We start from the raw sequence: 26,946 nt of genomic DNA on the forward strand, positions 1-26,946 counted from the left end.
GTGCTTCAAGATTTGCTGCGAACGGGTGGCCTTGACGCTCACTCAACCCAGCCCCTTCCCCCGTCAACCAACATCAGAGGCTCCAAATGCGAGGATTTTTGACTGAACATCATCTCAATCAATCATGGTAGCCAGTCTTATTCGGCCAATCCTAGACTCGCCTCAAGCCCGCTCAAGGACCGCCCCCATGCCCGAGACCCTGCTCAGCCCCCGCAACCTGGCCTTCGAACTCTACGAAGTGCTCGACGCCCAAGCCCTCACCCAGCGCCCGCGCTTTGCCGAGCACAGCCGCGAAACCTTCGACGCGGCGCTGACCACCGCGCGCACCATCGCCGAAAAGTACTTCGCCCCGCACAACCGCAAGGCCGACGAAAACGAGCCGCGCTACGTGGACGGCCGCGCTGAACTGATCCCCGAGGTCAAGCCTGCCGTCGATGCCTTCCTCAAGGCCGGCTTCCTCAACGCCAATCGCGACTTCGAGGTCGGCGGCATGCAGCTACCCAGCCTGGTCTCGCAGGCCTGCTTCGCCCACTTCCAGGCCGCCAACGCTGGTACCACGGCCTACCCCTTCCTGACCATGGGCGCGGCCAACCTGATCGAAAGCTTCGGCAGCGACGAGCAAAAACGCCTGTTCCTGCAGCCAATGATCGAAGGCCGGTTCTTCGGCACCATGGCGCTGACCGAGCCGCACGCAGGTTCGTCCCTGGCCGACATCCGCACACGCGCCGAACCCTGCGCAGACGGCAGCTACCGGATCAAGGGCAACAAGATCTTCATCTCCGGCGGGGACCACGAACTGTCGGAAAACATCGTGCACATGGTCCTGGCCAAGCTGCCGGACGCGCCACCCGGTGTGAAAGGCATCTCGCTGTTCATCGTGCCCAAGTATCTGGTCAATCAGGATGGCCGCCGTGGCGAGCGCAACGACGTACTGCTGGCCGGGCTGTTCCACAAGATGGGTTGGCGCGGCACCACCTCCACGGCACTGAACTTTGGCGACAACGGCCAGTGCGTCGGCTACCTGGTCGGCCAGCCACACCAGGGCCTTGCCTGCATGTTCCAGATGATGAACGAGGCACGCATCGGTGTTGGCATGGGCGCAGTGATGCTCGGCTACGCCGGCTACCTGTATTCGCTGGAGTATGCCCGCCAGCGGCCGCAAGGCCGGCTGCCGGACAGCAAGGACCCTCTCAGCCCGGCGGTGCCGATCATCGAGCACACCGATGTGAAACGCATGCTGCTGGCACAGAAGGCTTACGTGGAAGGCGCCTTCGACCTGGGCCTGTACGCGGCGCGCCTATTCGACGACACCCAGACCGCAGAGGACGAAAGTGCACGCCAGCAGGCACAAGCGTTGCTCGACCTGCTGACGCCAATTGTCAAATCCTGGCCTTCGACCTTCTGCCTGAAGGCCAACGAACTGGCCATCCAGATCCTGGGTGGCCACGGTTACACCCGCGAATACCCGGTAGAACAATACTACCGCGACAACCGTTTGAACCCGATCCACGAGGGCACCGAAGGCATCCAGTCACTCGACCTGCTGGGCCGTAAGCTGGCACAGCACAACGGAGCCGGCCTCAAACAACTGATTCGCCTGATCGCAAGTACCGGTGAGCGCGCCAGCCACCACCCGAATCTTGATGCCTTGCGCCAACCGCTCGAGCAACTGGTCACTCGCCTGCAAGCCGTGACCCTCGGCCTGCTGGGTGATCTCGCCCAAGGCCAGACTGCCGGCGCCCTTGCCAACTCGGCCCTGTACCTCAAGGCCTTTGGCCATTGCGTGATCGGCTGGCGCTGGCTGGAACAAGCGATACATGCCGAGCTAGGCCTGCTCAAGGGCAATGCCGCAGACCGCGACTTCTACCTGGGCAAACTGCAGGCAGCCCGTTATTTCCTGACCTGGGAGGTACCAGGCTGCCATAATGAGCTGGCATTGCTCGAGGCACGCGACGATACCTGCCTGGCCATGCAAGATGGGTGGTTCTAGGGGGAGCCACCGTGCACACGGAGGTTTTCCATGTTCGATTCCAGCGCCCTGCTGCGCCAGCGCTTTGCCACGCTGCGCAGCACGGCCGAGTTGTTTTCCCTGCGCCATGTGAAACAGTCCCACCAGGCGCTTTCGGTACGCCGTAACGTGGCCGAGCCGCCATTCTTCAGCCAGGACGAGGGCGCCATGCTCACGGTGCGGGTCAACGGCGTAGAGGCCTACGCGGCCACCGCCGATCTGTCCCAGCAAGGGCTACAACGAGCATTGGAACATGCCGAAGCCATGGCCCGGCAGATCGCCAGGCACAGCCTGCTTGACCTGCGCGACCAGCCGGTGCCCAGCTCGCGCCACGACCATGTTTCGCCAAATTTCGACCGCCCACTGCCCAGCCTCGCCGACTGCCTGGGCCTGCTCGCCGCCGAATCGGCCAGCGTACCCAAGGACTGCCGCCTGGTGGACTGGCAGGCCAGCCTGAGCCAAAGCCTGGTCGAGCAGACCTACCTGAACTCCGCCGGTGCCGAACTGCGCCATGCTCAGCGGTTCCTGTTCCCGGGGCTGAGTGTCACCGCCAGCGACGGCCAGGACAGCCAGAGCCGTAGCCTGGGCCGGGACAACTTCGGCCAGCAGGGTGGCTTCGAAATCATCGAACGCTGCGGCCTGGTCGGTGCTGCTCAGCGTGTGGCCGACGAGGCGCTGCAGCTGCTGCTGGCGGCCAACACACCCAGCGGCCAGCGTGACCTGCTGCTGATGCCAGACCAGATGATGCTGCAGATCCATGAGTCGATCGGCCACCCACTGGAAATGGACCGCATCCTCGGCGACGAGCGCAACTACGCGGGCACCAGCTTTGTCAAAGCCAGTGATTTCGGCCACCTGCAATACGGCTCGCCACTGCTCAACGTGACCTTCGACCCGACCATCGGGGAGGAACTCGCCAGCTACAGCCATGACGACGACGGCAGCCAGGCCAGCAAGCAGTTCCTGATCCGGGACGGTCTGTTGCTGCGCCCGCTGGGCGGCGCGCTGTCGCAGTTCCGTTCCGGGCTCGATGGCGTGGCCAACAGCCGCGCCTGCGGCTGGAACCGCGCGCCGATCGACCGTATGGCCAACCTCAATGTCGAGCCGGGTGATCGAACCCTTGAACAACTGATTCAGGGAATCGAGCACGGCATCCTGATGCGCACCAACCGTTCCTGGTCCATCGACGATGCGCGCAACAAGTTCCAGTTTGGCTGTGAATGGGGCCAGTTGATTGAAAACGGCGAGCTCAAAGGCATCGTCAAAAACCCCAACTACCGCGGCATCTCCGCGCAGTTCTGGCGCAACCTCGCGGCGGTTGGTGACCGTAGCACCTTCCAGGTACTGGGCACGCCCAACTGCGGCAAGGGCGAACCCAACCAGGTGGTGCGGGTGGGCCATGCCGCTCCGGCCTGCGTGTTCCGCCAGATCGACGTATTCGGGGGGGACGCCTGATGAGCGCAACACCACAGCATGCTTTCGAACAACTGGTCAGTGCCTTGCGTGAAGTGAAACATGCAGAAGAACAGTTCACCCTGGGCTACAGCGCTGAACAATCGCAATTCGTGCGTTTCAACCATGCCAAGGTGCGCCAGGCCGGCGAGGTCAGCCAGGCCAGTGCGCACCTGAGGCTGATCCGCGACGGGCGCCAGGCTGAACAGCAAGTGACCCTGAGCGGCGATGCGCAAGTGGACCGTCAGCGCCTGGGCGAAGCCCTTGAACAGCTGCGCCAGACGCTGCCCCTTCTGCCTGCGGACCCCTACCTGCGCCTGGACCAGAGCGCTTGGCACAGCCACAGCCTGCAGGATCAGGCGCTGCCTGAGCTGGGCGAAGTACTGGCGCTGCTCGACGGCGAAGCAGGCGACCTGGACCTGGTTGGGATCTATGCCGCTGGCCCGATCTGCAGGGGCTTTGCCAGCTCTTACGGGGCCTTCGGCTGGCACCAGGCCAACAGTTTCAACTTCGACTGGAGCCTGTTCCACAGTAACGGCCAGGCCGTGAAGGCGAATTATGCCGGCCAGGCGTGGAATGCAGACGAATTCACCGCCCGCCTGCGCCAGGCCCGCGAACAGCTGGGCTTCCTCGGCCGCCCGGCAATTACCCTGAAGCCTGGTAGCTACCGCGCCTATCTGGCGCCTGCCGCGATGGACGAAATCGCCGGCATGCTGTGCTGGGGCGGTTTCTCTGCGCAGTCTCTGGCCACTGGCAACAGTGCGTTGCAGCGCCTGTACAGCGGCGATGCCCGGCTGAGCCCGCTGGTGTGTTTCCACGAGCAGGTCAGCGGGTCGTTGAGCCCGGCGTTTTCCGATGAGGGTTCGCCGCGCCAGGACGTACCACTGATAAGGGAAGGGCAAGCGCTGGGCAGGCTGGTCAGTGCCCGCAGTGCCGCCGAGTTCGAGCTGCTTGCCAATGGCGCGGACAGCTACGAATCGCCCTGCGCACTCAGCCTTGCAGCGGGGAATCTTGCCAACGCAGACATCCTTGCGCGGTTGGGCACTGGCTTGTACATCAGCAACCTGTGGTACCTGAACTACTCGGACCTGCCGGCTGCGCGCATGACCGGGCTCACCCGCTTCGCCACCTTCTGGGTGGAAAACGGCCAGATTCAGGGGCCGGTAAGCACCATGCGTTTCGATGACAGCCTGTACAGTCTGCTGGGCAGCCAGCTGGAAGACCTGACCTGTGAGCGAGAGATGATCCTGTCGACCAGCACCTATGGACAGCGCAGTACCGGTTCGAGTCATTTGCCGGGGGCGCTGGTCAAAGGGCTGACCCTGACATTGTGATCGGCTATCCCGGCCTCATCGCCGGCTTGCCTGCGATGAGGCCAGGACAGGCAACACTGAACATTGAGGTTCATATGCCCGAACGCACTCCGCTGGACCCTGTCACCGCCCGCTGGATCCCCTGGGTAGTGGCGATCGCCTTCTTCATGCAATCCCTGGACGGCACCATCCTCAACACCGCACTGCCGGCCATGGCCCGCTCGCTAGAAGAGAACCCGCTGCGCATGCAGGGTGTGATCATCGCCTACATGCTCACCGTGGCCCTGCTGATCCCCGCCTCGGGCTGGATCGCCGACCGTTTCGGCACCAAGCGTATCTTCTTCAGCGCCATCGTGCTGTTCAGCTTCGGTTCACTGCTGTGTGCCATGGCCAACAGCCTGGGCTTTCTGATTTTCGCCCGTGTGGTGCAGGGCCTGGGCGGCGCACTGATGCTGCCGGTCGGGCGGCTGGTGGTGCTGCGCGCCTATCCACGTAGCGAACTGGTGCGGATCATGAGCTTCATCACCATCCCCGGCCTGCTGGGCCCACTGCTAGGCCCGACGTTGGGCGGCTGGTTGGTTGAGATTCTCACCTGGCACTGGATCTTCCTGCTCAACCTGCCCGTGGGCGCGCTGGGCTGTTACGCCGTGTGGAAGTTCATCCCCGACCTGCGCGGTGCCGAACGCACCACCTTCGATGGCCCAGGCTTCATCCTGTTTGGCGCGGCGATGGTGCTGATCACCATCGCCATGGAAGGCCTGGGCGAGCTGCACCTGCCGCACCTGCGGGTGATGCTCCTGTTGTTCGCCGGCATGGCCTGCCTGGCGGCCTACTGGCTGCGCGCCGGGCGCGATCCCGAGCCACTGTTCTCGCCCAGCCTGTTCCGGGTGCGCACCTTCGCCATCGGCATTCTGGGCAACCTGTTCGCACGCCTGGGCAGCGGCGCCCTGCCCTTCCTGGTGCCGTTGCTGCTGCAGGTGGCACTGGGCTATTCGCCGGCGCAGGCCGGCATGAGCATGATCCCGCTGGCGGCGGCGGCAATGGTCGCCAAGTCCGTTGCCCGGCCGCTGATCGAACGCCTCGGTTACCGCATCGTCCTCACCGGCAACACCGTGCTGCTCGGCCTGCTGCTGGCCAGCCTGGGGCTGGTCGACGGGCAGACCCCGTATGCCGTACTGCTGGTGCAACTGGCCCTGCTGGGCGCGGTGAACTCCATGCAGTTCACCGCCATGAACACGGTAACCCTGATCGACCTCGACGATGCCAGCGCCAGCAGCGGCAACAGCCTGCTGTCGGTGGTCGCGCAGCTGTCACTGAGCCTGGGCGTGGCCTGCGCAGGCGCACTGCTGGGCGGTTTCACTGCAGCCGGCAATGCCGATGGTGTGGAAACCACCCTGGGCGCCTTCCAGCTGACCTTCGTGACCATCGGTATCATGGCCATGCTGGCGGCGGCGATCTTCCTGCAGCTGTCGCCGACGGACGGAAGGCGTGCCCGTCGTCCGGAACCGCACATGGAGTCTTAGGGCGAATGGCCACGAGGCTGGTAGACTATGCGGCATTTTTCGCTTCGCAACGCAGGCCCGCCTCGTGACCACCGAATCCACCGCTTTTGCCACCTTGCCGCTGTCCGCCGCCATGCTGGCCAACCTGGACGCCCTCGGCTATGCCTCGATGACGCCGATCCAGGCCCAGAGCCTGCCCGTCATCCTCAGGGGCCAGGACCTGATTGCCCAGGCCAAGACCGGCAGCGGCAAGACCGCCGCCTTCGGCATCGGCCTGCTCAACCCGATCAACCCGCGCTACTTCGGCTGCCAGGCACTGGTACTGTGCCCCACCCGCGAGCTTGCCGACCAGGTTGCCAAAGAGCTGCGCCGCCTGGCCCGCGCTGAAGACAACATCAAGATCCTCACCCTGTGCGGTGGCGTCTCGCTGGGCCCGCAGATCGCTTCGCTGGAGCATGGCGCGCACATCATCGTCGGCACCCCAGGGCGCATCCAGCAGCACCTGGACAAAGGCACCCTGGTGCTCGACGGGCTCAATACCCTGGTGCTGGACGAAGCCGACCGTATGCTCGACATGGGCTTTTTCGACGCTATCGCCAGCATCATCGGCAAGACCCCGTCGCGCCGCCAGACCCTGCTGTTCTCGGCCACTTACCCCGCCGGTATCGAGCAATTGGCCGCCGACTTCATGCGCAAGCCGCAGCAGGTCAAGGTCGAGAGCCTGCACACCGACAACCAGATCGAACAGCGCTTCATCGAAATCGACCCGCAACAGCGCCTGGAGGCTGTCACCCGCGTGCTCGGCCACTACCGCCCGCAGTCCTGCGTGGCGTTCTGCTTCACCAAGCAGCAGTGCGAGGACGTGGTCGCCCACCTCACCGCCAAGGGCATCGTGGCCCAGGCCCTGCACGGCGACCTCGAGCAGCGCGACCGCGACCAGGTGCTGACCATGTTCGCCAACCGCAGCAGTTCGGTGCTGGTGGCCACTGATGTAGCCGCACGCGGCCTGGATATCGATGGCCTGGACATGGTCATCAACGTGGAGCTGGCGCGCGATGCCGAGATCCACGTGCACCGCGTCGGCCGTACCGGTCGCGCGGGCGAGAAAGGCCTTGCCGTGAGCCTGGTCGCTCCGGCCGAAGGCCATCGGGCCCAGGCCATCGAGGCGCTGCAGAAGAGCCCGCTGCGCTGGGACCAGCTGGACAGCCTGAAGAACAAAGGTGGCGAACCGCTGCTGCCGGTCATGACCACGCTGTGCATCGCCGCTGGCCGCAAGGACAAGCTGCGCCCGGGTGACATCCTCGGTGCGCTGACCGGTGATGCCGGCATCCCGGGCAAGCAGGTGGGCAAGATCGCCATCTTCGACTTCCAGGCCTTCGTGGCGGTGGAGCGGGCCCTGGCCAAGCAGGCGATGCAGCGCCTGAACAGCGGCAAGATCAAGGGCCGCGCCCTGAAAGTTCGCATTCTCTGAAATCTTTTGGGGCCGCTTTGCGGCCCTTCGCGACACAAGGCCGCTCCTACAATGGGTTGCGTACGCCTGTAGCGAAAGGGCTGCGCAGCAGCCCCAGCACTCTTAATGAGGTACCCCGTGCACACCACCGACGTGATCATCCTCGGCGCCGGCGCCGCCGGCCTGATGTGCGCCCAGCTCAGCGCCCGCCGTGGCCGCCGGGTGCTGCTGCTCGACCACGCCAACAAGCCAGGCAAGAAGATCCTCATGTCTGGTGGCGGGCGCTGCAACTTCACCAACCTGTACACCGAGCCGGCCAACTTCCTCTCCCAGAACGCACACTTCTGCAAGTCGGCCCTTGCCCGCTATACACAGTGGGACTTCATCGAGCTGGTGGCCAAGCATGGCGTGCCCTACCACGAAAAGAAGCTCGGCCAGCTGTTCTGTGACAACAAGGCCAGCGACATCCTCAACATGCTGTTGGCCGAATGCGACGAAGCCGGTGCCGAACTGCGCATGCAAACCAGCATCGAGCATATCGAGAAGACCGAAAGCGGCTATCTGCTGCAAACCAGCGCCGGCCAGTTTGCCTGCCAGTCGCTGGTGATCGCCACCGGAGGCCTGTCGATTCCAACGCTGGGCGCAACCGGCTTCGGCTATCAGGTAGCGCGCCAGTTCGGCCATACCTTGCTGCCGACCCGCGCAGGTCTGGTGCCGTTCACCATTACCGAGCCTCAACTCAAGGCACTGTGCACCGAGCTGTCGGGCACCTCGCTCGATTGCACAGCCAGCTGCAACGGCACCAGCTTCCGCGAAAACCTGCTGTTCACCCACCGCGGCCTCAGCGGCCCGGCGATCCTGCAGATTTCGTCGTTCTGGGAGGCCGGCGACACGGTCGAAATCAACCTGCTGCCCGACCGTGATGCCCTGACCTGGCTGCAACAGCAGCAGACCGAGCGCGCCAATGCGGAACTCAAGACCGTATTGGGCGAGGTGTTCACCCGCAAACTGGCCAACCTGCTGGCCGAGCAGTGGTTCGAGTCAAAGCCGATGAAGCAGTACACCCCGGCGGAGCTGGCGCAGATCGCCGACAAGCTGGCGGCCTGGCAGCTGGTACCGGCAGGTACCGAAGGCTATCGCACCGCCGAAGTCACCCTGGGTGGCGTCGATACCCGTGAGGTGTCGTCGAAAACCATGGAATCGCTGAAGAGCCCCAACCTCTATTTCATCGGTGAAGTGCTGGATGTCACCGGCCACCTGGGCGGTTTCAATTTCCAATGGGCCTGGGCATCGGCCAACGCTGCAGCACAGTTCGTGTAGAGTAGAATCCATTCAGCAGCACGGAACGCTTCTTGCTGGTCCGTGCCGCAATGCATTCAATCGATCACTGCCAGCAGGCCATCATGTCATCGAGCTCGTTCCGTCAGTCATTGCGTCGCCTGTGGGGTCAAGACAAGTTCAGCTACGCCATCCGCGTGACCATCGCGCTCACCGGCAGCATGGCCTGGTGCTGGTACCAGAACGAGATGAGCCTGCTCATCCCGCTGTTCCTCGGCATCATCGCCAGCGCCCTGGCCGAGACCGACGATAGCTGGCAAGGCCGCCTCAGCGCGTTGCTCGTCACCCTGCTGTGTTTCGCCATTGCCGCGCTTTCGGTGGAACTGCTGTTCCCCTACCCCTGGATCTTCGCCGTCTCCATGGCCTTGGCCGCCTTCTCCCTGACCATGCTTGGCGCATTGGGTGAACGCTACGGCGCGATCGCATCGGCAACGCTGATTCTGTCGGTGTACACCATGATCGGCGTGGACCAGCGCGGCGGCGAAGTCAGCGACTTCTGGCATGAACCGTTGCTGCTGGTGGCCGGTGCCGCCTGGTATGGCCTGCTCTCGGTGCTGTGGCAGGCGCTGTTCTCCAACCAACCGGTACAGCAGAGCCTGGCCAAACTGTTCTTCGAACTGGGCACTTACCTCAAGCTCAAGGCCAGCCTGTTCGAGCCGATTCGCACACTCGATGTCGAAGCCCAGCGCCTGGCACTGGCCCAGCAAAACGGCAAGGTGGTGGCCGCGCTGAATGCCGCCAAGGAAATCATTCTGCACCGGGTAGGCAACAGCCAGCCCAACTCCAAGGTCAGCCGCTACCTGAAGCTGTACTTCCTGGCCCAGGACATCCACGAAAGGGTGAGCGCCTCGCACTACCCTTACAACGCCCTCACCGAGGCGTTCTTCCACAGCGACGTGATGTTCCGCTGCCAGCGCCTACTGCGCAAACAAGGGGCATCCTGCCAGGAACTGGCACGCTCGATCCGGCTGCGCCAGCCGTTCGTTCTGGCCACCGGCTTCGCCGAGGCCCTCGAGGACCTCAATGCCTCGCTTGAGCACCTGCGTAACCAGAACAACCCGGCCTGGCGTGGCCTGTTGCGCTCACTACGCGCCCTGGCCGCAAACCTGGCCACGCTGGACCGCCTGCTTGGCGCCGCCAGCAACCCCGACAGCCTGGCCGACGCCAGCGACAGCAGCCTGCTCGACCGTTCGCCACGCAACCTCAAGGATGTGTGGAAGCGGTTGCGCACACAGCTCACACCTACCTCGCTGCTGTTCCGCCATGCCCTGCGCCTGTCGCTGGCGCTGTCGGTGGGCTACGGCATGGTGCACTTGATTCACCCGACCCAAGGCTACTGGATCATCCTCACCACCCTGTTCGTCTGCCAGCCCAACTATGGCGCCACCCGGCGCAAACTGGTGCAGAGGATCTTCGGCACAGCCATCGGCCTGACCGTGGGCTGGGCCCTGTTCGACCTGTTCCCGAATCCGCTCATCCAGTCGGCGTTCGCAGTGGTGGCCGGGGTGGTGTTCTTCGTCAACCGGACCACCCGCTACACCTTGGCCACGGCGGCGATCACGCTGATGATCCTGTTCTGCTTCAACCAGATCGGCGATGGCTACGGCCTGTTCCTGCCACGGCTGTTCGATACCTTGGTCGGTAGCCTGATCGCCATTCTCGCCGTGTTCCTGTTCCTCCCCGACTGGCAGGGCCGCCGCCTTAACAAGGCGCTGGCCAATACCTTAGCCTGCGCAAGTGTGTACCTGCGTCAGATCATGCAGCAGTATGCCCACGGCAAGCGCGATGACCTGGCTTACCGCCTGGCCCGGCGCAACGCACACAACGCTGACGCGGCGCTGTCCACCACGCTGGCCAACATGCTCATGGAGCCGGGGCACTTCCGTAAGGAGGCCGACGTGGGCTTCCGCTTCCTGGTGCTGTCGCATACCTTGCTCAGCTACCTCTCAGGGCTGGGGGCACACCGTGATACGGCGCTGCCGGCAGAGGTCCATGAACAGTTGATCGAGGGGGCGGGGCAGGCATTGGCCGCCAGCCTCGACGAAATCGCCAACGGCCTGGCCGCGCGGTTACCCGTGGCGATTCACAGCGATGCCGAAGAAGCCTTGGCCAATACGCTGGAGCAGATGCCTGAGGAACTGGATGAACATCAACGATTGGTGCAGACCCAGTTGGCGCTGATCTGCCGGCAGTTGGGGCCCTTGCGGACCTTGGCCGCGCACCTGATCAAAGAGGGCTCACCGGCCTGATTGTTCGTTGCCTGCGCTGCACATCAAAAGCCATGCTGACGCAGAAGCCTTGCATAGCTGCCGTCTGCCTTCATCGCTGCAATGCTGCGTTCGAACCGCTCGACGATCTGCCGATGCTCAGGGTGCTTGAGGCTCACCAGAATATGCAGGGTGTTCTCGCCCAGCGCGGGTTCGACCAGCACTACCCCATCACGCACCTGCTCGGGTTCGCGCTGCAGGTTGTAGCGCGCCACGAACTCATCTTCCACTGCCAGATCCACCCGCCCTGCCGCCAGCATGCGCACGGCGGAGGAAAAGTTGCGTACCGGCACCTTGTGCAAGCGGGTGTCGCTATCGAATTCGGGTGAGTAGGCATAATCACGCACCACGGCAATGCTGTAGGGATACAGATCAGCCTGGCGCCTGTAACGGAAGCTGTCGCCCTTGCGCTTGAGCAAACGGATGCGGTTGGTCAGGTAGGCCTTGGAAAACTGGCCGATGCGGGTACGCGTATCGTTGTACCAGGCATTGATCAGTACGTCGTAACGGCCTTCGCTAACCCCGAGCAGCGCCCGCGCCCACGGTACTTCCTCGTACTCGCTGGGGTAACCTGCACGCGCCAGCGCCGTGGTGACGATGCTGGTGGCAAGGCCACCACCGGGCATGCCGGCATCGGTGAACGGCGGCCAGGTATCGGCCACCAGCCGTAGTTTGCCCTGGCCCAAGGCTGGCCCAGCCAGCATCACACCCAACAATCCCAGAACGCAAAGCAGTGGCCGCATGCTCAAGTCCTTTTGCAGTGGTAGGCACAGGCTGTTGATGGCGGTCTTCGATAACGCAGGTCATGAGACTACACAAAGCCGCCGCACAGGGCAGCGGCCAATAGTGTCAATTAGCCTCTATTTTGGCCGAAGCATGCAGCCCCCCGCATTTACGGGTAGCCGAGCACTTCCCTGATCTGGCGCAGGTGGCGGATGATCCACTGCTTGTCGATCGCACCCCAGTCATGGATGCGATAATGCCCGGCATGGTTGCGCGCCCCTTCCTGCTGCTCGAACTCGCAGACAATGTCCAGGTCAGCCAACGCAGCGATGGTGTCCTGCGCGGTGCGGCGCGGCATCCCGGTGGCTTCCATCAAGGCTGGCACGCTGGTAGCGGTCTGGCTGTCGATCAGCCAGGCCACGTACAGGCGGCGATAGAAACTGCTCTTGGTCTTGCTCACATCCATGCTGCGTGATCCTTACAGGTTACCCGGCAGCTCCCGATAGGTCAGGTAGACGCGCAGGTCGAATTCCAGTTGGTGGTAGTCCGGCTCCATGTGCTGACAAAGCTGGTAGAAGGCCTTGCTGTGGTCACGCTCGCGCAGGTGCGCCAGTTCATGTACCACGATCATGCGCAGGAACTGCGGCGCCGCCTCCTTGAACAGCGAGGCGATGCGGATTTCCTTCTTCGCCTTGAGCTTGCCACCCTGTACCCGCGACACCGCAGTATTGAGCCCCAGCGCACGGTGGGTGAGGTCCAGGCGGTTGTCGAACAGTACCTTGTCCAGGCTTGGCGCACTGCGCAGGTATTGCTGGCGCATATCCTGGGCGTAGCCGTACAGCGCCTTGTCGCTCTGCACTTCATGGCGATCGGGATAGCGGCGTTGCAGGTAGTCGCCCAGGCGGTCGCTGTCGATCATCTGCTGCACCTGCTCTTGCAGGTGCGGCGGGTAAGCTTGCAAATAGCGTAATACGGTCATGGCATGACATTCGGCGTAACGAATACCGATTCTAGCCAATCAGGACTGCGGCCAGGGAAAAATTGCTGGAAAGCCGCTGGCATCGGCGGCGGTCATCGGCCGGGCGACAAGGAAGCCCTGCACGTAGGCGCAACCGTTTGCCTTGAGCCAAGCAGCCTGGGCCGCAGTTTCCACGCCTTCGGCGATGACCGTGACGTTGTACTCGGCGCACAGGCCGATGACACTGCGCACCAACGCGGCGTCCGGCGCCGAATCGGGCAGGCGCGCCACCAAATGGCGGTCCAGCTTCAAGGTGTCGACAGGCAAGTCGCGCAGCATGCGCAGCGAGCAGTCGCCAGCACCAAAGTCGTCCAGCGCCACGCGCACTCCCAGCTCGCGCAGGCGGTGGATCTGCTTGATCGCCGCGTCGATGTTGTACATCAGTGAGGTCTCGGCAACTTCCACTTCCAGTTGCGCCGGGTTGAGCCGGTAATCCTGTATCACCCGCTGCAGCTCATCGACAAGTCCAGGCATGGCGAACTGAGCGCGGCTCAGGCTGATACCCAGCACCAGATCCGGGGCAAAACGCTCACACCAGGCCTGACGCTGCGCCGCCCCCTGGCGGTAGATCCAGCTGGCCAGGCGCGTTATCAGTCGCGCCTCCTCAAGCAAAGGGATGAACAGCCCCGGCGGTACATCGCCGACGCTGGGGTGCTGCCAGCGCAGCAGGGCTTCGAAACCGCGCAGGTGACCATCGGCGAAAGCGACCTGGGGCTGGTACACCATGTTGAAGCCTTGCGACTCGACGGCGTGCCGCACGCTGTCCTCAAGCATCAGCCGTGACCGCGCCCGGCCATTGAGCTCCTGGTCATAGAAGCGGTACTGCCCGCGCCCAGCCTGCTTGGCCGCATACATCGCCGCATCGGCGGCACGCAACAGGCCTTCGACAGTGGCACCGCAGTCCGGGAAGGTGGCAATGCCGATGCTGACACCCAGGCAGACATCCAGGCCGGCCACCTGGCGCTGGACGGACATACGCTCTAGCAGTTGCTCGGCAAAGCGGCCGGCTTGTTCCGGATACGGCAGGCCATCGAACAGCGCCGTGAACTCGTCGCCGCCCATGCGTGCCAGCAGCGCCTCACTACCAAGGCAGTCTTTGAGCTGCTCGGCAACCCAACCCAGTACCCGGTCCCCGGCCTCGTGGCCGAGCGAGTCATTGATCCGCTTGAAACCATCCAAATCCATGTACATCAAGGCCTGGGCCTTGTCTGAGCGTTCGTTGCGCAGCAGCACGCTTTCAGCGGCCTGATAGAACCCACGGCGGTTGAGCAGGCCGGTAAGCGGGTCGGTCACCGCCTGGTATTCGAGCTGCTGGTGCAAATTGCGCACCGCCGACATGTCCAGCACCGTCACCACCATCGCCTGCTGATCGGCCGGCAGCGGTGCGCAGGACAATGCCACCGGGACCAGATGACCGCCTGCCGTGCGCAGGTGGGCGTCGTGTACACGGAAGATCTGCCGTGACTGGTAGGCCTGATGGAAATCCGATTCGCTCCAGAGGGTGGCATTGGGCAGTTGCAGCAACTCAAGTAACTGCACGCCCTGCAATTGCTCGACCGGGGCATCGAGCAAGCGCGAGATCGCCGGGTTGGCAAAGCTGATGTTGCCGTGGGCGTCGACCACCAGAATACCTTCGGCGGCATTCTCCAGGATGGACGCATTGAACGCCCTGGCCGCCTCCAGTTCGCGCGTCAAGCGTTGCAGCATGCGCCGGTTGCGCTGCTGGTCCAGTTGCGCCTGCACCTTGGGCTTGAGGATCTGCGGGTCGAACGGCTTGAACAGGTAATCCACCGCACCACTGGCATAGCCCTTGAGCACGGCGGCATCGGACTGCTCGTTAGCGGTGAGAAAGATGATCGGGGTCAGCCGGGTACGGTGGCTGCCACGCATCAGCCGGGCAACCTCGAAGCCGTCCATTTCGGGCATCTGCACGTCGAGCAACACAAGGTCGACTTCGTGCTCCAGCAAGGCGCTCAAGGCTTCCGTCCCTGAACCTGCTGTCAGCACCTGCCAATCTGTGCGGGCCAGTAAGGCTCGCATGCTAATGAGGTTCTCAGGGTAATCGTCCACCACCAGGAGAACCGAGTTGCCATCCGGTGGTTGAGGGTAAGCGCCATCCATGCTGCTTTCTCTTGTATGACCGACTTCGACTTGCATCTGGATCCGGTTTAACACTCTAGACTCGAGTGTGTAACACGCAATGCAATCAGAACGCTATCAGTGACTAAAGGTAAGGGTAGTCGACTAACGGTCGTTTGCCGGGCATTCAGCCATAAAAAAACCCACATTTCTGTGGGTCTTTTTAAGGCGGCCTGTGATCAGTTGACCTTGGCGGCCAGCTCACCTTTCAGGTAACGCTGGAACATGCCTTCCAGGGAGATCGGCTTGATCTTCGAGGCATTACCGGCGGTGCCGAAGGCTTCGTAACGTGCGATGCACACATCGCGCATGGCTTTCACGGTTTCACCGAAGAACTTGCGCGGGTCGAACTCGCTCGGGTTCTGCGCCATCAGGCGGCGCATGGCACCGGTGGAGGCCAGGCGCAGGTCGGTATCGATGTTGACCTTGCGCACGCCGTGCTTGATGCCTTCAACGATTTCTTCGACCGGTACGCCGTAGGTCTCTTTGATGTCGCCGCCGTACTGGTTGATGATCGCCAGCCACTCCTGCGGTACCGAGGAAGAACCGTGCATCACCAGGTGGGTGTTGGGGATGCGCTTGTGGATTTCCTTGATGCGGTCGATCGCCAGCACGTCACCGGTTGGCGGCTTGGTGAACTTGTAGGCACCGTGGCTGGTGCCGATGGCGATGGCCAGGGCATCCACCTGGGTCTTCTTGACGAAGTCGGCGGCTTCTTCCGGGTCGGTGAGCATCTGGCTGTGGTCCAGCACGCCTTCGGCGCCGATGCCGTCTTCTTCACCGGCCATGCCGGTTTCCAGCGAACCCAGGCAGCCCAGCTCGCCTTCGACCGAAACACCACAGGCGTGCGCCATGGCGACAGTCTGCTGAGTGACGCGGACGTTGTACTCGTAGTCGGTCGGGGTCTTGCCGTCTTCGCCCAGCGAGCCGTCCATCATCACCGAGCTGAAGCCCAGCTGGATCGAACGCTGGCACACGTCAGGGCTGGTGCCGTGGTCCTGGTGCATGCACACCGGGATGTGCGGGAATTCTTCGATGGCGGCCAGGATCAGGTGACGCAGGAACGGCGCGCCAGCGTATTTGCGGGCACCGGCCGAAGCCTGGACGATCACTGGGGAGTCGGTCTTGTCGGCCGCTTCCATGATGGCGCGCATCTGCTCGAGGTTGTTGACGTTGAAAGCTGGAACGCCGTAACCGAACTCGGCGGCGTGGTCCAGCATCTGGCGCATGCTAATGAGTGCCATTGTGTATCTCTCTCCCGACAAGCGTCGTTTTGTTTCGTGCAAGCCTGCCGCAGGGGCGGTTGCTGTTCAAGTAGTGTGGGCCACCGGTGCGGCCCGGCCAGTCACGGTGCCTTGCAGCCCCGCCCAATCAGATCGTTGGTTGCCACCCAGTACACCAGGCCTTCCTCGCCCTTGGTGTGGAAGGCCAGCACGCCATCGCTGTACATCGCGCCCGACGCACTCGGCTCGGACTTGAGCCGGTAGACCTGGTCGCCGCCGCCGAGGCGCACGTCGACCGAATCCTGTTGTGCATCGGCGAAGCGCCAGAGCACTTCGGTCTGGCTGTCACAGACCCAACGGGTCCAGGCGGCTGCCGGGGCGGGTTGCGCCGGCTGCAGCAGCGAGCATCCTGCCAGTGTCGCCAGGGCCATCAAGGCCATCAGCGCTTTCATTGCATATCCTCTAGATGACCACACAATGGTCGCTTGGTTGCCTGCTCCGACGAAGCGCATCGGTTCATGGGCAGCCAGGCGCCTTGCGCTGGTGGTCTTCGTCATACTTTTCCAGGCCTTCCGGGCCCACGCGCTTGCTGATTACCGGCACGGTCTCGGCCTGCCACTCAGACTGGTAGCAGCCGCCCTTGGGCGGCTGCGCCGGATCGTTGTCCGAGGACGGGCTGCTGGAGCATGCGCTCAGCAAACCAGCCAGCAAGATCACAGGCAATTGCTTGACCATCAGGTCGCTCCCTTTGCCAGGCGCCGCCATTGTCAGGCTTTTGCCCGCTCTTCAAGGATCGCCACGGCCGGCAGTACCTTGCCTTCGACGAACTCGAGGAATGCACCACCACCGGTAGAAATGTAGGAGATCTCGGCGCTGACGCCATATTTGTCGATGGCTGCCAGGGTATCGCCACCGCCGGCGATGGAGAATGCAGCGCTCTCGGCGATAGCCTTGGCCAGTACCTTGGTGCCGTTGCCGAACTGGTCGAACTCGAACACACCGACCGGGCCGTTCCACAGGATGGTTTTCGACGACTTCAGCAGTTCGGCGAAGTTGGCCGCAGTCTGTGGCCCGATGTCCAGGATCATGTCGTCGGCGGCCACGTCGGCGATGGCCTTGACGGTGGCCTCGGCGCTCTCGGCAAACTCCTTGGCAACCACCACGTCGACTGGCAGCGGTACGCTGACCTTGGCGGCGATTGCCTTGGCGGTTTCCACCAGGTCAGGCTCGTACAGCGACTTGCCCACCGGGTGGCCGGCGGCGGCCAGGAAGGTGTTGGCGATGCCGCCACCAACGATCAACTGGTCGCAAACCGAGCTCAGGCTGTTCAGCACGTCCAGCTTGGTGGAAACCTTGGAGCCGGCAACGATGGCCGCCATTGGTTTGGCCGGTGCCTTCAGGGCTTTGCCCAGGGCGTCCAGCTCGGCGGCCAGCAGCGGGCCTGCCGCAGCGACCTTGGCGAACTTGGCGACGCCGTGGGTGGAGCCTTCGGCACGGTGAGCGGTGCCGAAGGCGTCCATGACGAAGACGTCGCACAGGGCCGCGTACTTGTGCGCCAGCTCGTCGGCGTTCTTCTTCTCGCCCTTGTTGAAGCGAACGTTCTCGAACAGCACCAGGTCACCGGCCTTGACCTCGATGCCATCGAGGTAGTCGGCGACCAGTGCAACGTCGCGGCCCAGGGCCTTGCTCAGGTAGTCGGCAACCGGCTTGAGGCTGTTCTCGGCCGAGAACTCACCTTCGGTCGGGCGGCCCAGGTGCGAGCAGACCATTACCGCCGCGCCCTTCTCCAGGGCCAGCTTGATGGTCGGCAGCGCAGCCAGGATACGCGCGTCGCTGGTTACCACACCGTCCTTCACAGGCACGTTGAGGTCTTCGCGGATCAGTACGCGTTTACCTTGCAGGTCGAGGTCGGTCATCTTCAACACGGTCATGAATGCAGTCCTTCAGGGCTGTTTGGTGCGGGTTGGGTGGACGACGTGCAGATAATGTTCGGCAACGTCGAGCATACGGTTGGCAAAACCCCATTCGTTGTCGAACCAGGCCAGCAGGTTCACCAGGCGGGGGCCCGAGACGCGTGTCTGGCTGGCATCGACGATCGCCGAATGCGGGTCATGGTTGAAATCACAGCTGGCGTGGGGTAATTCGGTGTAAGCCAGCAAGCCTTTGAGCGGGCCATCCAGCGCCGCCTCGCGCAGCACCCGATTGACTTCGACCGCACTGGTGTCACGGGCGGTCTGCAGGGTGATGTCCAGGCACGACACGTTGACGGTAGGCACGCGTACCGCTTTGGCCTGTATTCGCCCGGCAAGTTCCGGCAGCAGGCGCTCGATACCACGCGCCAGGCCAGTGGACACCGGGATCACCGACTGGAAAGCCGAGCGCGTACGGCGCAAATCCTCATGATGGTAGGCATCGATCACCGGCTGGTCGTTCATTGCCGAGTGAATGGTGGTGATCTGTACGTACTCGATGCCGAACGCCTGGTCCAGTACCCGCAGCAGCGGTACGCCACAGTTGGTGGTACAGGAGGCGTTGGACACCAGGCGCTCGGTGCCGGTCAGGCAAGCCTGGTTGATGCCGTAGACCACCGTCGCATCCACATCGGCCTCGCTGGCCATGGGCTGCGAGAACAGCACCCGCGGCGCACCGGCATCAAGAAAGCGCTGGCCATCGGCACGGGTGTGATAGGCGCCGGAACACTCCAGCACCAGGTCGATGTCCAGGGCGGCCCAGTCGACGCCCTCGGGGGTGGCACTGCGCATGACCTTCACGCAGTCACCATTGATATGCAGACAGTCGCCGTCGACCTTCACGTCGCCGGGGAATCGGCCGTGAGTGGAGTCGAAGCGTGTCAGGTATTCCACACTGGCCTGGTCGGCCAGGTCGTTCAATGCAACGATTTCGAAGCCAGCCTTTGCCCCACGCTCAAACAGTGCGCGCAGGACACAGCGGCCGATGCGGCCGTAACCGTTGAGTGCAACTTTGTAGGGACGCGGGTGGGGCATTGGTGGGCTCGCTAACGCATGGTGGCTGTTGGGGCCGCGTTGCGGCCCATCGCGACACAAGGCCGCTCCTACAGGCACCGCGCCAACATCGAGGCTGCGCGGTAACTGCAGGAGCGGCCTTGCGTCGCGATGGAGGGCCAAGCCCTCCAGGGTTGCCTCAGTCTTCCAGCAGCTCTTCGGCAATACCCAGGATGTTCTCCAGGGTGAAGCCGAACTCCTCGAACAGTGCGCTGGCCGGAGCCGATTCACCGTAAGTGGTCATGCCGATGACACGGCCTTCGAGGCCCACGTACTTGTACCAGAAGTCGGCATGAGCCGCTTCGATGGCGATGCGGGCACCCACTTGCAGCGGCAGTACGGACTGCTTGTAGGCCGCATCCTGTGCGTCGAACACGCTGGTGCTCGGCATCGACACGACACGCACCTTGCGGCCCTGCTCGGTCAGCTTGTCGAACGCCTGAACGGCCAGGCCCACTTCCGAACCGGTGGCGATCAGGATCAGCTCGGGCTCGCCGGCGCAGTCCTTGAGCACGTAACCGCCGCGGGCGATATCGGCGATCTGCTGGGCGTCGCGGTCCTGATGCTGCAGGTTCTGGCGCGAGAAGATCAGCGCCGATGGGCCGTCCTTGCGCTCCAGGGCGTGCTTCCAGGACACAGCCGACTCGACTGCGTCGGCCGGGCGCCAGGTGTCCAGGTTCGGCGTGCTGCGCAGGCTGGTCAGTTGCTCGATCGGCTGGTGGGTCGGGCCGTCTTCGCCCAGGCCGATGGAGTCGTGGGTGTACACATGGATGACGCGCTGCTTCATAAGGGCGGACATGCGCACGGCGTTACGGGCGTATTCCATGAACATCAGGAACGTCGCGCCGTAAGGCACCAGGCCGCCGTGCAGGGCAACCCCGTTCATGATCGCGGTCATGCCGAACTCGCGCACGCCGTAGAACACGTAGTTGCCGCTGGCGTCGTTGGCGTCCACACCCTTGCAGCCCTTCCACAGGGTCAGGTTGGAGCCGGCCAGGTCGGCCGAGCCGCCAAGGAATTCCGGCAGCAGTGGGCCGAAGGCATTCAGGGTGTTCTGGCTGGCCTTGCGGCTGGCGATGGTCTCGCCCTTGGCAGCGACTTCAGCGATGTAGGCAGCGGCCTTTTCGGAGAAGTCGGCTGGCAGATCACCGCTCAGACGGCGCTTGAGTTCGCTGGCCAGTTCCGGGAAGGCGGCGGCATAGGCATCGAACCGCGTGTTCCACTCGGCTTCAGCCTTGGCGCCTGCTTCTTTGGCGTCCCATTCGGCGTAGATGTCGGCAGGAACTTCGAACGGAGCGTGGTTCCAGTTCAGTTCCTTGCGGGCCAGGGCGATTTCGTCGTTGCCCAGCGGAGCACCGTGGCAGTCTTCCTTGCCCTGCTTGTTGGGCGAGCCGAAACCAATGATGGTCTTGCAGCAGATCAGGGTCGGACGGTCGCTCTTGCGCGCAGTCTCGATAGCCGTGCGGATCTCGTCGGCGTCGTGGCCGTTGACGTTGCGGATCACCAGCCAGTTGTAGGCCTCGAAGCGCTTGGGGGTGTCGTCGGTGAACCAGCCTTCCACTTCACCGTCGATGGAAATGCCGTTGTCGTCATAGAAGGCCACCAGCTTGTTCAGGCCCAGGGTGCCGGCCAGCGAGGCGACTTCGTGGGAGATGCCTTCCATCATGCAGCCGTCGCCGAGGAACACGTAGGTGTTGTGGTCGACGATGTTGTGGCCTTCGCGGTTAAACTGGGCACCCAGCACTTTCTCCGCCAAGGCAAAGCCCACGGCATTGGCCAAACCTTGGCCCAGCGGGCCGGTGGTGGTTTCCACACCCGGGGTGTAGCCGAACTCGGGGTGGCCCGGGGTACGGCTATGCAGCTGGCGGAACGACTTGAGGTCGTCGAGGGTGACGTCGTAGCCGGTCAGGTGCAGCAACGAGTAGATCAGCATCGAGCCGTGGCCGTTGGACAGCACGAAGCGGTCACGGTCGGCGAAGCTCGGGTTGCTCGGGTTGTGCTTCAGATAGTCGCGCCAAAGCACTTCGGCGATATCCGCCATGCCCATGGGGGCACCTGGGTGGCCGCTGTTGGCCTTTTGCACGGCATCCATGCTGAGGGCACGAATGGCGTTGGCACGTTCACGACGGCTGGGCATCGCTTATCTCCTGGGGCTTGAATAGGTGGTGTAACGAAAAAGGCGGCCATTTTCCCCCACTGGGGGGCTGGGGGCAAACATTTAAGCGGCAAGCGGCAAGCTTTAAGCAGCAAGAGAAAGCCGAAGCGTGCGCGCAAGGCTCTATTTCTTGCAGCTCATCGCCAATATCAAAACTTTTTGATATTGGTCTTGCTAGGGCAACGATGCCTGTCTAGACTGCCGCGTCATGAACCTCCGTGCGCAACCGATCCCTCAGCGAAGCGACACACTGGCAGCCCTGTGCAAAGCCAGTGGCGACGAACTGCGCCTGAATGTCCTGCGCGCCTTGGCCAGCGACTCGTTCGGCGTCCTGGAGCTGGCACAGATTTTCGACATCGGGCAGTCGGGCATGAGCCATCACCTCAAGGTTTTGGCCCAGGCCGAGCTGGTGGCTACGCGCCGCGAAGGCAATGCGGTTTTCTACCGCAGGGCCCTGCCCGACAGCCACCGCCTGGGCGGCCGCCTGCACACCGCGCTGCTCGAAGAGGTCGACGACCTGGCACTGCCGCTGGACGTGCAGGCGCGCATCGCTCAGGTGCAACAACGCCGCGCCGCCACCAGCCAGGACTTTTTCCTGCGCGTGGAAGAAAAGTTCCGCGCCCAGCAGGACCTGATCGCCGGCCTGCCGCAGTACCGCGAAAGCCTGCTGGCGCTGCTCGACACACTGAATTTCGAGCCGACCGCCAGCGCGCTGGAAGTCGGCCCCGGCGACGGCGGCTTTTTGCCCGACCTGGCCCGGCGCTTCGCCTGTGTCACAGCCCTGGACAACAGCCCGACCATGCTCGAGCTGGCGCGCCAGGTCTGCGAACGCGAACGCCTGGATAATGTAAACCTGCAGTTGGCCGATGCACTGGGTGCAACGGATGTGGAAGCCGACTGCGTTGTGCTGAACATGGTCCTGCACCATTTCAGCGACCCGGCCCTGGCCCTGCGCCTTTTGGCCAAACGGGTGAAGGCAGGCGGCAGCCTGCTGGTCACCGAACTGTGCAGCCACGATCAGGATTGGGCGCGGGAAGCCTGCGGCGATCTCTGGCTTGGTTTTGAACAGGACGACCTGGCCCGTTGGGCCAACGCTGCCGGGCTGGCCCCGGGGGACAGCCTCTATGTGGGCTTGCGTAACGGTTTCCAGATACAGGTCCGCCATTTTCAGCGGACGGCTGGCGACACACACCATCGGTAAATTTTAGGAACCCGTCGAGATGAGCGAATACTCCCTTTTCACCTCCGAGTCCGTGTCCGAAGGGCATCCGGACAAGATCGCCGACCAGATTTCGGACGCGGTCCTGGATGCCATCATCACCCAGGACAAATACGCCCGCGTGGCGTGTGAAACCCTGGTCAAGACCGGTGTCGCCATCATCGCCGGCGAAGTCACCACGTCGGCCTGGGTCGACCTGGAAGAGCTGGTGCGCAAAGTCATCATCGACATCGGCTACAACAGCTCCGACGTCGGCTTCGACGGCGCCACCTGCGCCGTGATGAACATCATCGGCAAACAGTCGGTGGACATCGCCCAAGGCGTCGACCGCTCCAAGCCGGAAGACCAGGGCGCGGGTGACCAGGGCCTGATGTTCGGCTACGCCAGCAACGAAACCGACGTGCTGATGCCGGCGCCGATCTGCTTCTCGCACCGCCTGGTCGAGCGTCAGGCCGAAGCGCGCAAATCCGGGCTGCTGCCTTGGCTGCGCCCGGACGCCAAGTCCCAGGTCACCTGCCGCTATGAAAACGGCAAGGTAGTCGGCATCGACGCGGTGGTCCTGTCGACCCAGCACAACCCTGAAGTCTCGCAAAAAGACCTGCAGGAAGCCGTGATGGAGCTGATCGTCAAGCACACCCTGCCTGCCGAACTGCTGCACAAGGACACCCATTACCACATCAACCCGACCGGCAACTTCATCATCGGTGGCCCGGTGGGTGACTGTGGCCTGACCGGCCGCAAGATCATCGTCGACTCCTACGGCGGCATGGCCCGTCACGGTGGTGGCGCGTTCTCCGGCAAGGACCCGTCCAAGGTCGACCGCTCCGCCGCCTACGCCGGCCGTTACGTAGCCAAGAACGTCGTCGCCGCCGGCCTGGCCGAACGTTGCGAGATTCAGGTGTCCTACGCCATCGGCGTAGCCCAGCCGACCTCCATCTCGATCAACACCTTCGGTACCGGCAAGGTCTCGGACGACAAGATCATCCAGCTGGTGCGTGAGTGCTTCGACCTGCGTCCGTACGCCATCACCAAGATGCTCGACCTGCTGCACCCGATGTACCAGGAAACCGCTGCCTACGGCCACTTCGGCCGTACCCCGCAGCAGAAGACTGTCGGCGACGACACCTTCACCACCTTCACTTGGGAGCGCACCGACCGCGCCCAGTCGCTGCGTGATGCTGCCGGCCTGTAATTTCTCCTGCAGCGGTGCATCGAAGCCCTTGCCGAGTGATCGGCAGGGGCTTTTTTGTAGTTTCCATGGTATCGCCCCTCGACACATCACCTGACAACTGAACCCGCCAACCTCCCCCACGCTTGCCTAGCCTGAACACTCCACTCCGCCACGCAAGGATGCTGGCCATGTCACCTTTCCTGCGCCTCGCCGCCCTGTTGCTGCTCCACACATCCATCGCCCAAGCCGGCCACTGTCCAGACTGGGATGCCAAGCAAGCCAGAACCGAAGTTGCACAACTGCGCACCACCCTGGCCAACTGGGACGACCATTACCACCGCCAGGGTATAGCGCTCGTAGCCGATGAGCTCTACGACCAGGCCCGACACCACCTGCTACACCTGCAACAGTGCTTTGGCCTGGAACCCACAGGCCCAAGCCCACTGGCCAGCGCACGCGGCCCAATTGCCCACCCCGTTGCCCACACTGGCGTCGAGAAACTCCCTGACGCAGCTGGCGTTGCACGCTGGATGACCGGCAAGAAGGGCGTGTGGGTGCAACCGAAAGTCGACGGAGTGGCGGTCTCGCTGGTCTATCGCCAAGGCCGGCTGGTACAGCTGCTCAGCCGCGGTGATGGCCGCCAAGGGCATGACTGGAGCCGCCACATCAAGGACCTCGACAGCATCACCCGGCAATTGCCTCAGCCGCTGGACGTCGTATTGCAAGGCGAGTTGTACCTACGCCTGCAAGCGCACGTGCAAGCTGAGGCAGGCAGCAGCAATGCGCGCGGTAGCGTGGCCGGGATGCTGGCGCGCAAGCAGCTTGGCCCGAAACTGGGCGCGAGCATCGGCCTGTTCGTCTGGGACTGGCCGCATGGGCCTGACAACCAGGGCGAGCGCCTCACACAACTTGCAGCCTGGGGGTTCCCCGACAGTCAGCGTTTCAGCACAGCTATCGACACCCCCGCGCAAGCTACCCACTGGCGCCTGCACTGGTATCGCTCACCGCTGCCCTTTGCCACCGACGGCGTGATTCTGCGCCAGGACAGCCGCCCGCCAGCCGCCCGCTGGCGGCCCAACGCCCCCTATTGGATCGCCGCGTGGAAATACCCCTTCGCCCAGGCGCTGGCAGAGGTGCGCGACGTACACTTTCTAATCGGCCGCACCGGCAGGGTGACGCCAGTGCTCAAGCTGCAGCCGGTCACCCTGGACGACCGCCGGATCAGCCAAGTCAGCCTCGGCTCCATGGCCCGCTGGCAAACCTTGGACATTCGCCCAGGCGACCGGGTGGCGATCAGCCTAGCCGGGCTGACCATTCCACGTTTCGAAAAGGTGGTCCACCGCGCTGTCGAGCGACAACCGCTGACGGTACCTGTACCTGGAAGATACGGTCCTCACAGTTGCTGGCAAGCCGGCGAGGGGTGTGAAGAGCAGTTCATCGCCCGCCTGGCCTGGCTCGGGGGCAAGCAAGGGCTGGCCATGCCAGGCGCCGGCCCGGGCACCTGGCGGCTGCTGGTGCACGCGGGCCTGGTCACATCGCTGACGGACTGGTTGGCGCTCGATGCCCAGCAACTGCAACAAGTGCCGGGCATCAGTGAAGTCAAAGCCATGCGGCTGCAACGCGGTTTCGACATTGCCCGCTCCAGGCCTTTCGCCCATTGGCTGAGGGGCCTTGGCGTGCCTGCCCACGGCAACGTGCCTGAGCATGAGTACTGGCCGGCGCTTGCCAGCCGTTCCCCCAGCGAATGGCAAGCCTTGCCCGGCATAGGCGAAACACGCGCCAGGCAGCTCGCAGACTTCTTCGCCCAGGGAGAAGTACAGCGCATTGCAACACATCTGGGGAACAATGGCGTCGACGGTTTTCACATGGCTGAAGAGGCCAAATCCCACTAGCGAATGCGCAACGACCTGTAAGGGGATTTCCGAATCTGAGCCTGGAAAAACCTGCCAAGGGTTTATAAATCGGTAAAACCAAGGCAGGATTTCCCCACTTTCTGCTGCCCCGCCCCGTCCAAGAGGCTTTTCATGAAACGTATTTCCACCCTTTTCGTGCTGGCAACGCTGGCTTTTTCAGCTAACGCCGCCCAGCCCGCCAAAGAACAACCCGCGCTCACCGGTTGCGCAGCCAAGCGCCAAGCGATTGCTGAACAGATCGAACAGGCCAAGGCCCACAACAACAGCAACCAACAGGCCGGGCTGGAAAAAGCGCTGAGCGAAGTTGACGCGAACTGCACCGATGCCGGCTTGCGCAAAGAGCGCGAACAGAAGGTGCTCGAGGCGCGCCACGAGGTCAACCAGCGCACCAAGGACCTGGACAAGGCCATGAAGAAGGGCGACCCGGAGCGCATCAACAAGCGCAAAGACAAACTTGCCGAGGCGAAAAAGGAGTTGCAGGAAGCTGTCGAAGACCTGGAGCGTTGACAGCAAGTTCCTACTCCTCTTGGCTTGTAGGACTTTTCTGAAGTTACCCACTGAAGGGTTCACTTGGTCTTAGGGAAGGGGCACCATCGCAGCGCTACTGCCATATGCCCCTACAAGGAGGCTTCCATGAAAGTTGTTTCTTCCGTAGTCATGCTGGCTGTTCTCGGTTTGAGCGCATCCGCCGCCCAAGCAGCTCAGCCCACGCCTGGCTTGACCGGTTGCGCAGCCAAACGCAGCGCCATCGAAAACCAGCTGCAATATGCCAGGGCGCACAATAATTCGGGTGAGATCCGCGGCCTGGAGAAGGCCCTGCAGGAGAACACCGAGCACTGCACCGATGCCGGCTTGAAAGAAGAGCGTGAACAAAAAGTGCGCGAAGCCGAAGCAGAAGTCCAAGAGCGGGAAGCAGACCTGAAGCAGGCGCAGGCAAAAGGCGAAGCGAGCAAAATTGCCAAGCGCGAAAAGAAACTGGCCGAATCCAAAGCAGAACTCGAAGACGCCAAAGCCGAATTGACCAAGTAATCT

General features: G+C 63.2%; 22 protein-coding genes. 12 read left to right on the forward strand and 10 right to left on the reverse strand.

Features of this window, described 5'->3' with window-relative positions; all coding sequences use genetic code 11:
- Positions 1-187 precede the first annotated feature (187 nt).
- The 7 genes from NGJ21_RS09820 to yccS all read left to right on the forward strand — a co-directional run bounded on the left by NGJ21_RS09820 (position 188) and on the right by yccS (position 11,312).
- On the forward strand, positions 188-1,990 hold the full coding sequence (locus NGJ21_RS09820) for an acyl-CoA dehydrogenase (protein ID WP_119688168.1): 1,803 nt from the start codon (positions 188-190) through the stop codon (positions 1,988-1,990).
- Positions 1,991-2,020: 30 nt separating this feature from the next.
- The gene (locus NGJ21_RS09825; protein ID WP_251962065.1) at positions 2,021-3,463 is read left to right on the forward strand and encodes a TldD/PmbA family protein; all 1,443 of its coding nucleotides are present in this window, start codon (positions 2,021-2,023) and stop codon (positions 3,461-3,463) included.
- On the forward strand, positions 3,463-4,794 hold the full coding sequence (locus NGJ21_RS09830; RefSeq protein WP_115273438.1) for a TldD/PmbA family protein: 1,332 nt from the start codon (positions 3,463-3,465) through the stop codon (positions 4,792-4,794). Before NGJ21_RS09825 ends, NGJ21_RS09830 begins: the two co-directional genes overlap by 1 nt.
- Positions 4,795-4,868: 74 nt before the next feature.
- Complete coding sequence (gene mdtD, locus NGJ21_RS09835; RefSeq protein WP_039604767.1) at positions 4,869-6,296, forward strand: multidrug transporter subunit MdtD; 1,428 nt, start codon at positions 4,869-4,871, stop codon at positions 6,294-6,296.
- A 112-nt stretch (positions 6,297-6,408) separates the two neighbouring features.
- Complete coding sequence (dbpA, locus tag NGJ21_RS09840; protein WP_237859352.1) at positions 6,409-7,746, forward strand: ATP-dependent RNA helicase DbpA; 1,338 nt, start codon at positions 6,409-6,411, stop codon at positions 7,744-7,746.
- A 117-nt stretch (positions 7,747-7,863) separates the two neighbouring features.
- Positions 7,864-9,045 (forward strand): BaiN/RdsA family NAD(P)/FAD-dependent oxidoreductase, encoded by a 1,182-nt coding sequence (locus NGJ21_RS09845; protein ID WP_115273436.1) that lies wholly within the window; start codon positions 7,864-7,866, stop codon positions 9,043-9,045.
- Positions 9,046-9,128: 83 nt separating this feature from the next.
- Positions 9,129-11,312 (forward strand): YccS family putative transporter, encoded by a 2,184-nt coding sequence (yccS, locus tag NGJ21_RS09850; RefSeq protein ID WP_046785174.1) that lies wholly within the window; start codon positions 9,129-9,131, stop codon positions 11,310-11,312.
- Between the two features lie 23 nt (positions 11,313-11,335).
- Here yccS and NGJ21_RS09855 read toward each other — a convergent pair whose 3' ends face one another.
- The 10 genes from NGJ21_RS09855 to tkt form a co-directional block, all read right to left on the reverse strand.
- Positions 11,336-12,073 (reverse strand): substrate-binding periplasmic protein, encoded by a 738-nt coding sequence (locus NGJ21_RS09855; protein WP_046785053.1) that lies wholly within the window; start codon positions 12,071-12,073, stop codon positions 11,336-11,338.
- Positions 12,074-12,222: 149 nt separating this feature from the next.
- Positions 12,223-12,519: a winged helix-turn-helix domain-containing protein gene (locus NGJ21_RS09860; protein WP_012312450.1), complete on the reverse strand. Its 297-nt coding sequence runs from the start codon at positions 12,517-12,519 to the stop codon at positions 12,223-12,225.
- Positions 12,520-12,531: 12 nt separating this feature from the next.
- The gene (locus NGJ21_RS09865) at positions 12,532-13,032 is read right to left on the reverse strand and encodes a M48 metallopeptidase family protein (RefSeq protein ID WP_125923473.1); all 501 of its coding nucleotides are present in this window, start codon (positions 13,030-13,032) and stop codon (positions 12,532-12,534) included.
- A gap of 39 nt (positions 13,033-13,071) precedes the next feature.
- Complete coding sequence (locus NGJ21_RS09870; protein WP_046785051.1) at positions 13,072-15,192, reverse strand: putative bifunctional diguanylate cyclase/phosphodiesterase; 2,121 nt, start codon at positions 15,190-15,192, stop codon at positions 13,072-13,074.
- Between the two features lie 197 nt (positions 15,193-15,389).
- Positions 15,390-16,454 (reverse strand): class II fructose-bisphosphate aldolase, encoded by a 1,065-nt coding sequence (gene fba / locus NGJ21_RS09875; protein ID WP_008093958.1) that lies wholly within the window; start codon positions 16,452-16,454, stop codon positions 15,390-15,392.
- A 101-nt stretch (positions 16,455-16,555) separates the two neighbouring features.
- The gene (locus tag NGJ21_RS09880) at positions 16,556-16,885 is read right to left on the reverse strand and encodes an MliC family protein (RefSeq protein WP_046785050.1); all 330 of its coding nucleotides are present in this window, start codon (positions 16,883-16,885) and stop codon (positions 16,556-16,558) included.
- Between the two features lie 64 nt (positions 16,886-16,949).
- Positions 16,950-17,168, reverse strand: coding sequence for a hypothetical protein (locus NGJ21_RS09885; protein ID WP_012312446.1), 219 nt, complete (start codon positions 17,166-17,168; stop codon positions 16,950-16,952).
- 32 nt (positions 17,169-17,200) lie between these two features.
- Positions 17,201-18,364: a phosphoglycerate kinase gene (locus NGJ21_RS09890; protein ID WP_046785049.1), complete on the reverse strand. Its 1,164-nt coding sequence runs from the start codon at positions 18,362-18,364 to the stop codon at positions 17,201-17,203.
- A 12-nt stretch (positions 18,365-18,376) separates the two neighbouring features.
- Positions 18,377-19,438, reverse strand: a complete 1,062-nt coding sequence (epd, locus tag NGJ21_RS09895; protein ID WP_046785048.1) for an erythrose-4-phosphate dehydrogenase — start codon at positions 19,436-19,438, stop codon at positions 18,377-18,379.
- 157 nt (positions 19,439-19,595) lie between these two features.
- Complete coding sequence (gene tkt, locus NGJ21_RS09900) at positions 19,596-21,593, reverse strand: transketolase (RefSeq protein WP_115273431.1); 1,998 nt, start codon at positions 21,591-21,593, stop codon at positions 19,596-19,598.
- Between the two features lie 226 nt (positions 21,594-21,819).
- Between tkt and NGJ21_RS09905 the strand changes: the two genes are divergently transcribed.
- The 5 genes from NGJ21_RS09905 to NGJ21_RS09925 all read left to right on the forward strand — a co-directional run bounded on the left by NGJ21_RS09905 (position 21,820) and on the right by NGJ21_RS09925 (position 26,943).
- Positions 21,820-22,812 (forward strand): ArsR/SmtB family transcription factor, encoded by a 993-nt coding sequence (locus NGJ21_RS09905; RefSeq protein WP_046785046.1) that lies wholly within the window; start codon positions 21,820-21,822, stop codon positions 22,810-22,812.
- A 19-nt stretch (positions 22,813-22,831) separates the two neighbouring features.
- Positions 22,832-24,022, forward strand: a complete 1,191-nt coding sequence (metK, locus tag NGJ21_RS09910; protein WP_251962066.1) for a methionine adenosyltransferase — start codon at positions 22,832-22,834, stop codon at positions 24,020-24,022.
- A 167-nt stretch (positions 24,023-24,189) separates the two neighbouring features.
- Entirely contained in the window at positions 24,190-25,893 is a 1,704-nt protein-coding gene (gene ligB / locus NGJ21_RS09915; RefSeq protein WP_196997375.1) for an NAD-dependent DNA ligase LigB, read from the forward strand.
- 132 nt (positions 25,894-26,025) lie between these two features.
- A complete protein-coding gene (locus NGJ21_RS09920; protein ID WP_115273429.1) occupies positions 26,026-26,421 on the forward strand; it encodes a DUF1090 domain-containing protein in 396 nt (131 codons plus the stop codon).
- A gap of 126 nt (positions 26,422-26,547) precedes the next feature.
- Positions 26,548-26,943, forward strand: a complete 396-nt coding sequence (locus NGJ21_RS09925; RefSeq protein WP_039601823.1) for a DUF1090 domain-containing protein — start codon at positions 26,548-26,550, stop codon at positions 26,941-26,943.
- Positions 26,944-26,946 lie beyond the last annotated feature (3 nt).

This window comes from Pseudomonas sp. Marseille-Q5299, from assembly GCF_943737035.1.
Classification (GTDB): Bacteria; Pseudomonadota; Gammaproteobacteria; order Pseudomonadales; family Pseudomonadaceae; genus Aquipseudomonas; species Aquipseudomonas putida_E.

Bases quoted from the DNA above. Each gene is read 5' to 3' on its own strand.
- NGJ21_RS09880 (WP_046785050.1), bottom strand. From the start codon at position 16,885: ATGAAAGCGCTGATGGCCTTGATGGCCCTGGCGACACTGGCAGGATGC.
- NGJ21_RS09830 (WP_115273438.1), top strand. From the start codon at position 3,463: ATGAGCGCAACACCACAGCATGCTTTCGAACAACTGGTCAGTGCCTTG.
- epd (WP_046785048.1), bottom strand. From the start codon at position 19,438: ATGCCCCACCCGCGTCCCTACAAAGTTGCACTCAACGGTTACGGCCGC.
- NGJ21_RS09920 (WP_115273429.1), top strand. From the start codon at position 26,026: ATGAAACGTATTTCCACCCTTTTCGTGCTGGCAACGCTGGCTTTTTCA.
- NGJ21_RS09925 (WP_039601823.1), top strand. From the start codon at position 26,548: ATGAAAGTTGTTTCTTCCGTAGTCATGCTGGCTGTTCTCGGTTTGAGC.
- dbpA (WP_237859352.1), top strand. From the start codon at position 6,409: ATGCTGGCCAACCTGGACGCCCTCGGCTATGCCTCGATGACGCCGATC.
- NGJ21_RS09855 (WP_046785053.1), bottom strand. From the start codon at position 12,073: ATGCGGCCACTGCTTTGCGTTCTGGGATTGTTGGGTGTGATGCTGGCT.
- yccS (WP_046785174.1), top strand. From the start codon at position 9,129: ATGTCATCGAGCTCGTTCCGTCAGTCATTGCGTCGCCTGTGGGGTCAA.
- tkt (WP_115273431.1), bottom strand. From the start codon at position 21,593: ATGCCCAGCCGTCGTGAACGTGCCAACGCCATTCGTGCCCTCAGCATG.
- ligB (WP_196997375.1), top strand. From the start codon at position 24,190: ATGTCACCTTTCCTGCGCCTCGCCGCCCTGTTGCTGCTCCACACATCC.
- NGJ21_RS09890 (WP_046785049.1), bottom strand. From the start codon at position 18,364: ATGACCGTGTTGAAGATGACCGACCTCGACCTGCAAGGTAAACGCGTA.
- NGJ21_RS09820 (WP_119688168.1), top strand. From the start codon at position 188: ATGCCCGAGACCCTGCTCAGCCCCCGCAACCTGGCCTTCGAACTCTAC.
- fba (WP_008093958.1), bottom strand. From the start codon at position 16,454: ATGGCACTCATTAGCATGCGCCAGATGCTGGACCACGCCGCCGAGTTC.
- NGJ21_RS09905 (WP_046785046.1), top strand. From the start codon at position 21,820: ATGAACCTCCGTGCGCAACCGATCCCTCAGCGAAGCGACACACTGGCA.
- NGJ21_RS09860 (WP_012312450.1), bottom strand. From the start codon at position 12,519: ATGGATGTGAGCAAGACCAAGAGCAGTTTCTATCGCCGCCTGTACGTG.
- mdtD (WP_039604767.1), top strand. From the start codon at position 4,869: ATGCCCGAACGCACTCCGCTGGACCCTGTCACCGCCCGCTGGATCCCC.
- NGJ21_RS09870 (WP_046785051.1), bottom strand. From the start codon at position 15,192: ATGGATGGCGCTTACCCTCAACCACCGGATGGCAACTCGGTTCTCCTG.
- NGJ21_RS09865 (WP_125923473.1), bottom strand. From the start codon at position 13,032: ATGACCGTATTACGCTATTTGCAAGCTTACCCGCCGCACCTGCAAGAG.
- NGJ21_RS09885 (WP_012312446.1), bottom strand. From the start codon at position 17,168: ATGGTCAAGCAATTGCCTGTGATCTTGCTGGCTGGTTTGCTGAGCGCA.
- NGJ21_RS09825 (WP_251962065.1), top strand. From the start codon at position 2,021: ATGTTCGATTCCAGCGCCCTGCTGCGCCAGCGCTTTGCCACGCTGCGC.
- metK (WP_251962066.1), top strand. From the start codon at position 22,832: ATGAGCGAATACTCCCTTTTCACCTCCGAGTCCGTGTCCGAAGGGCAT.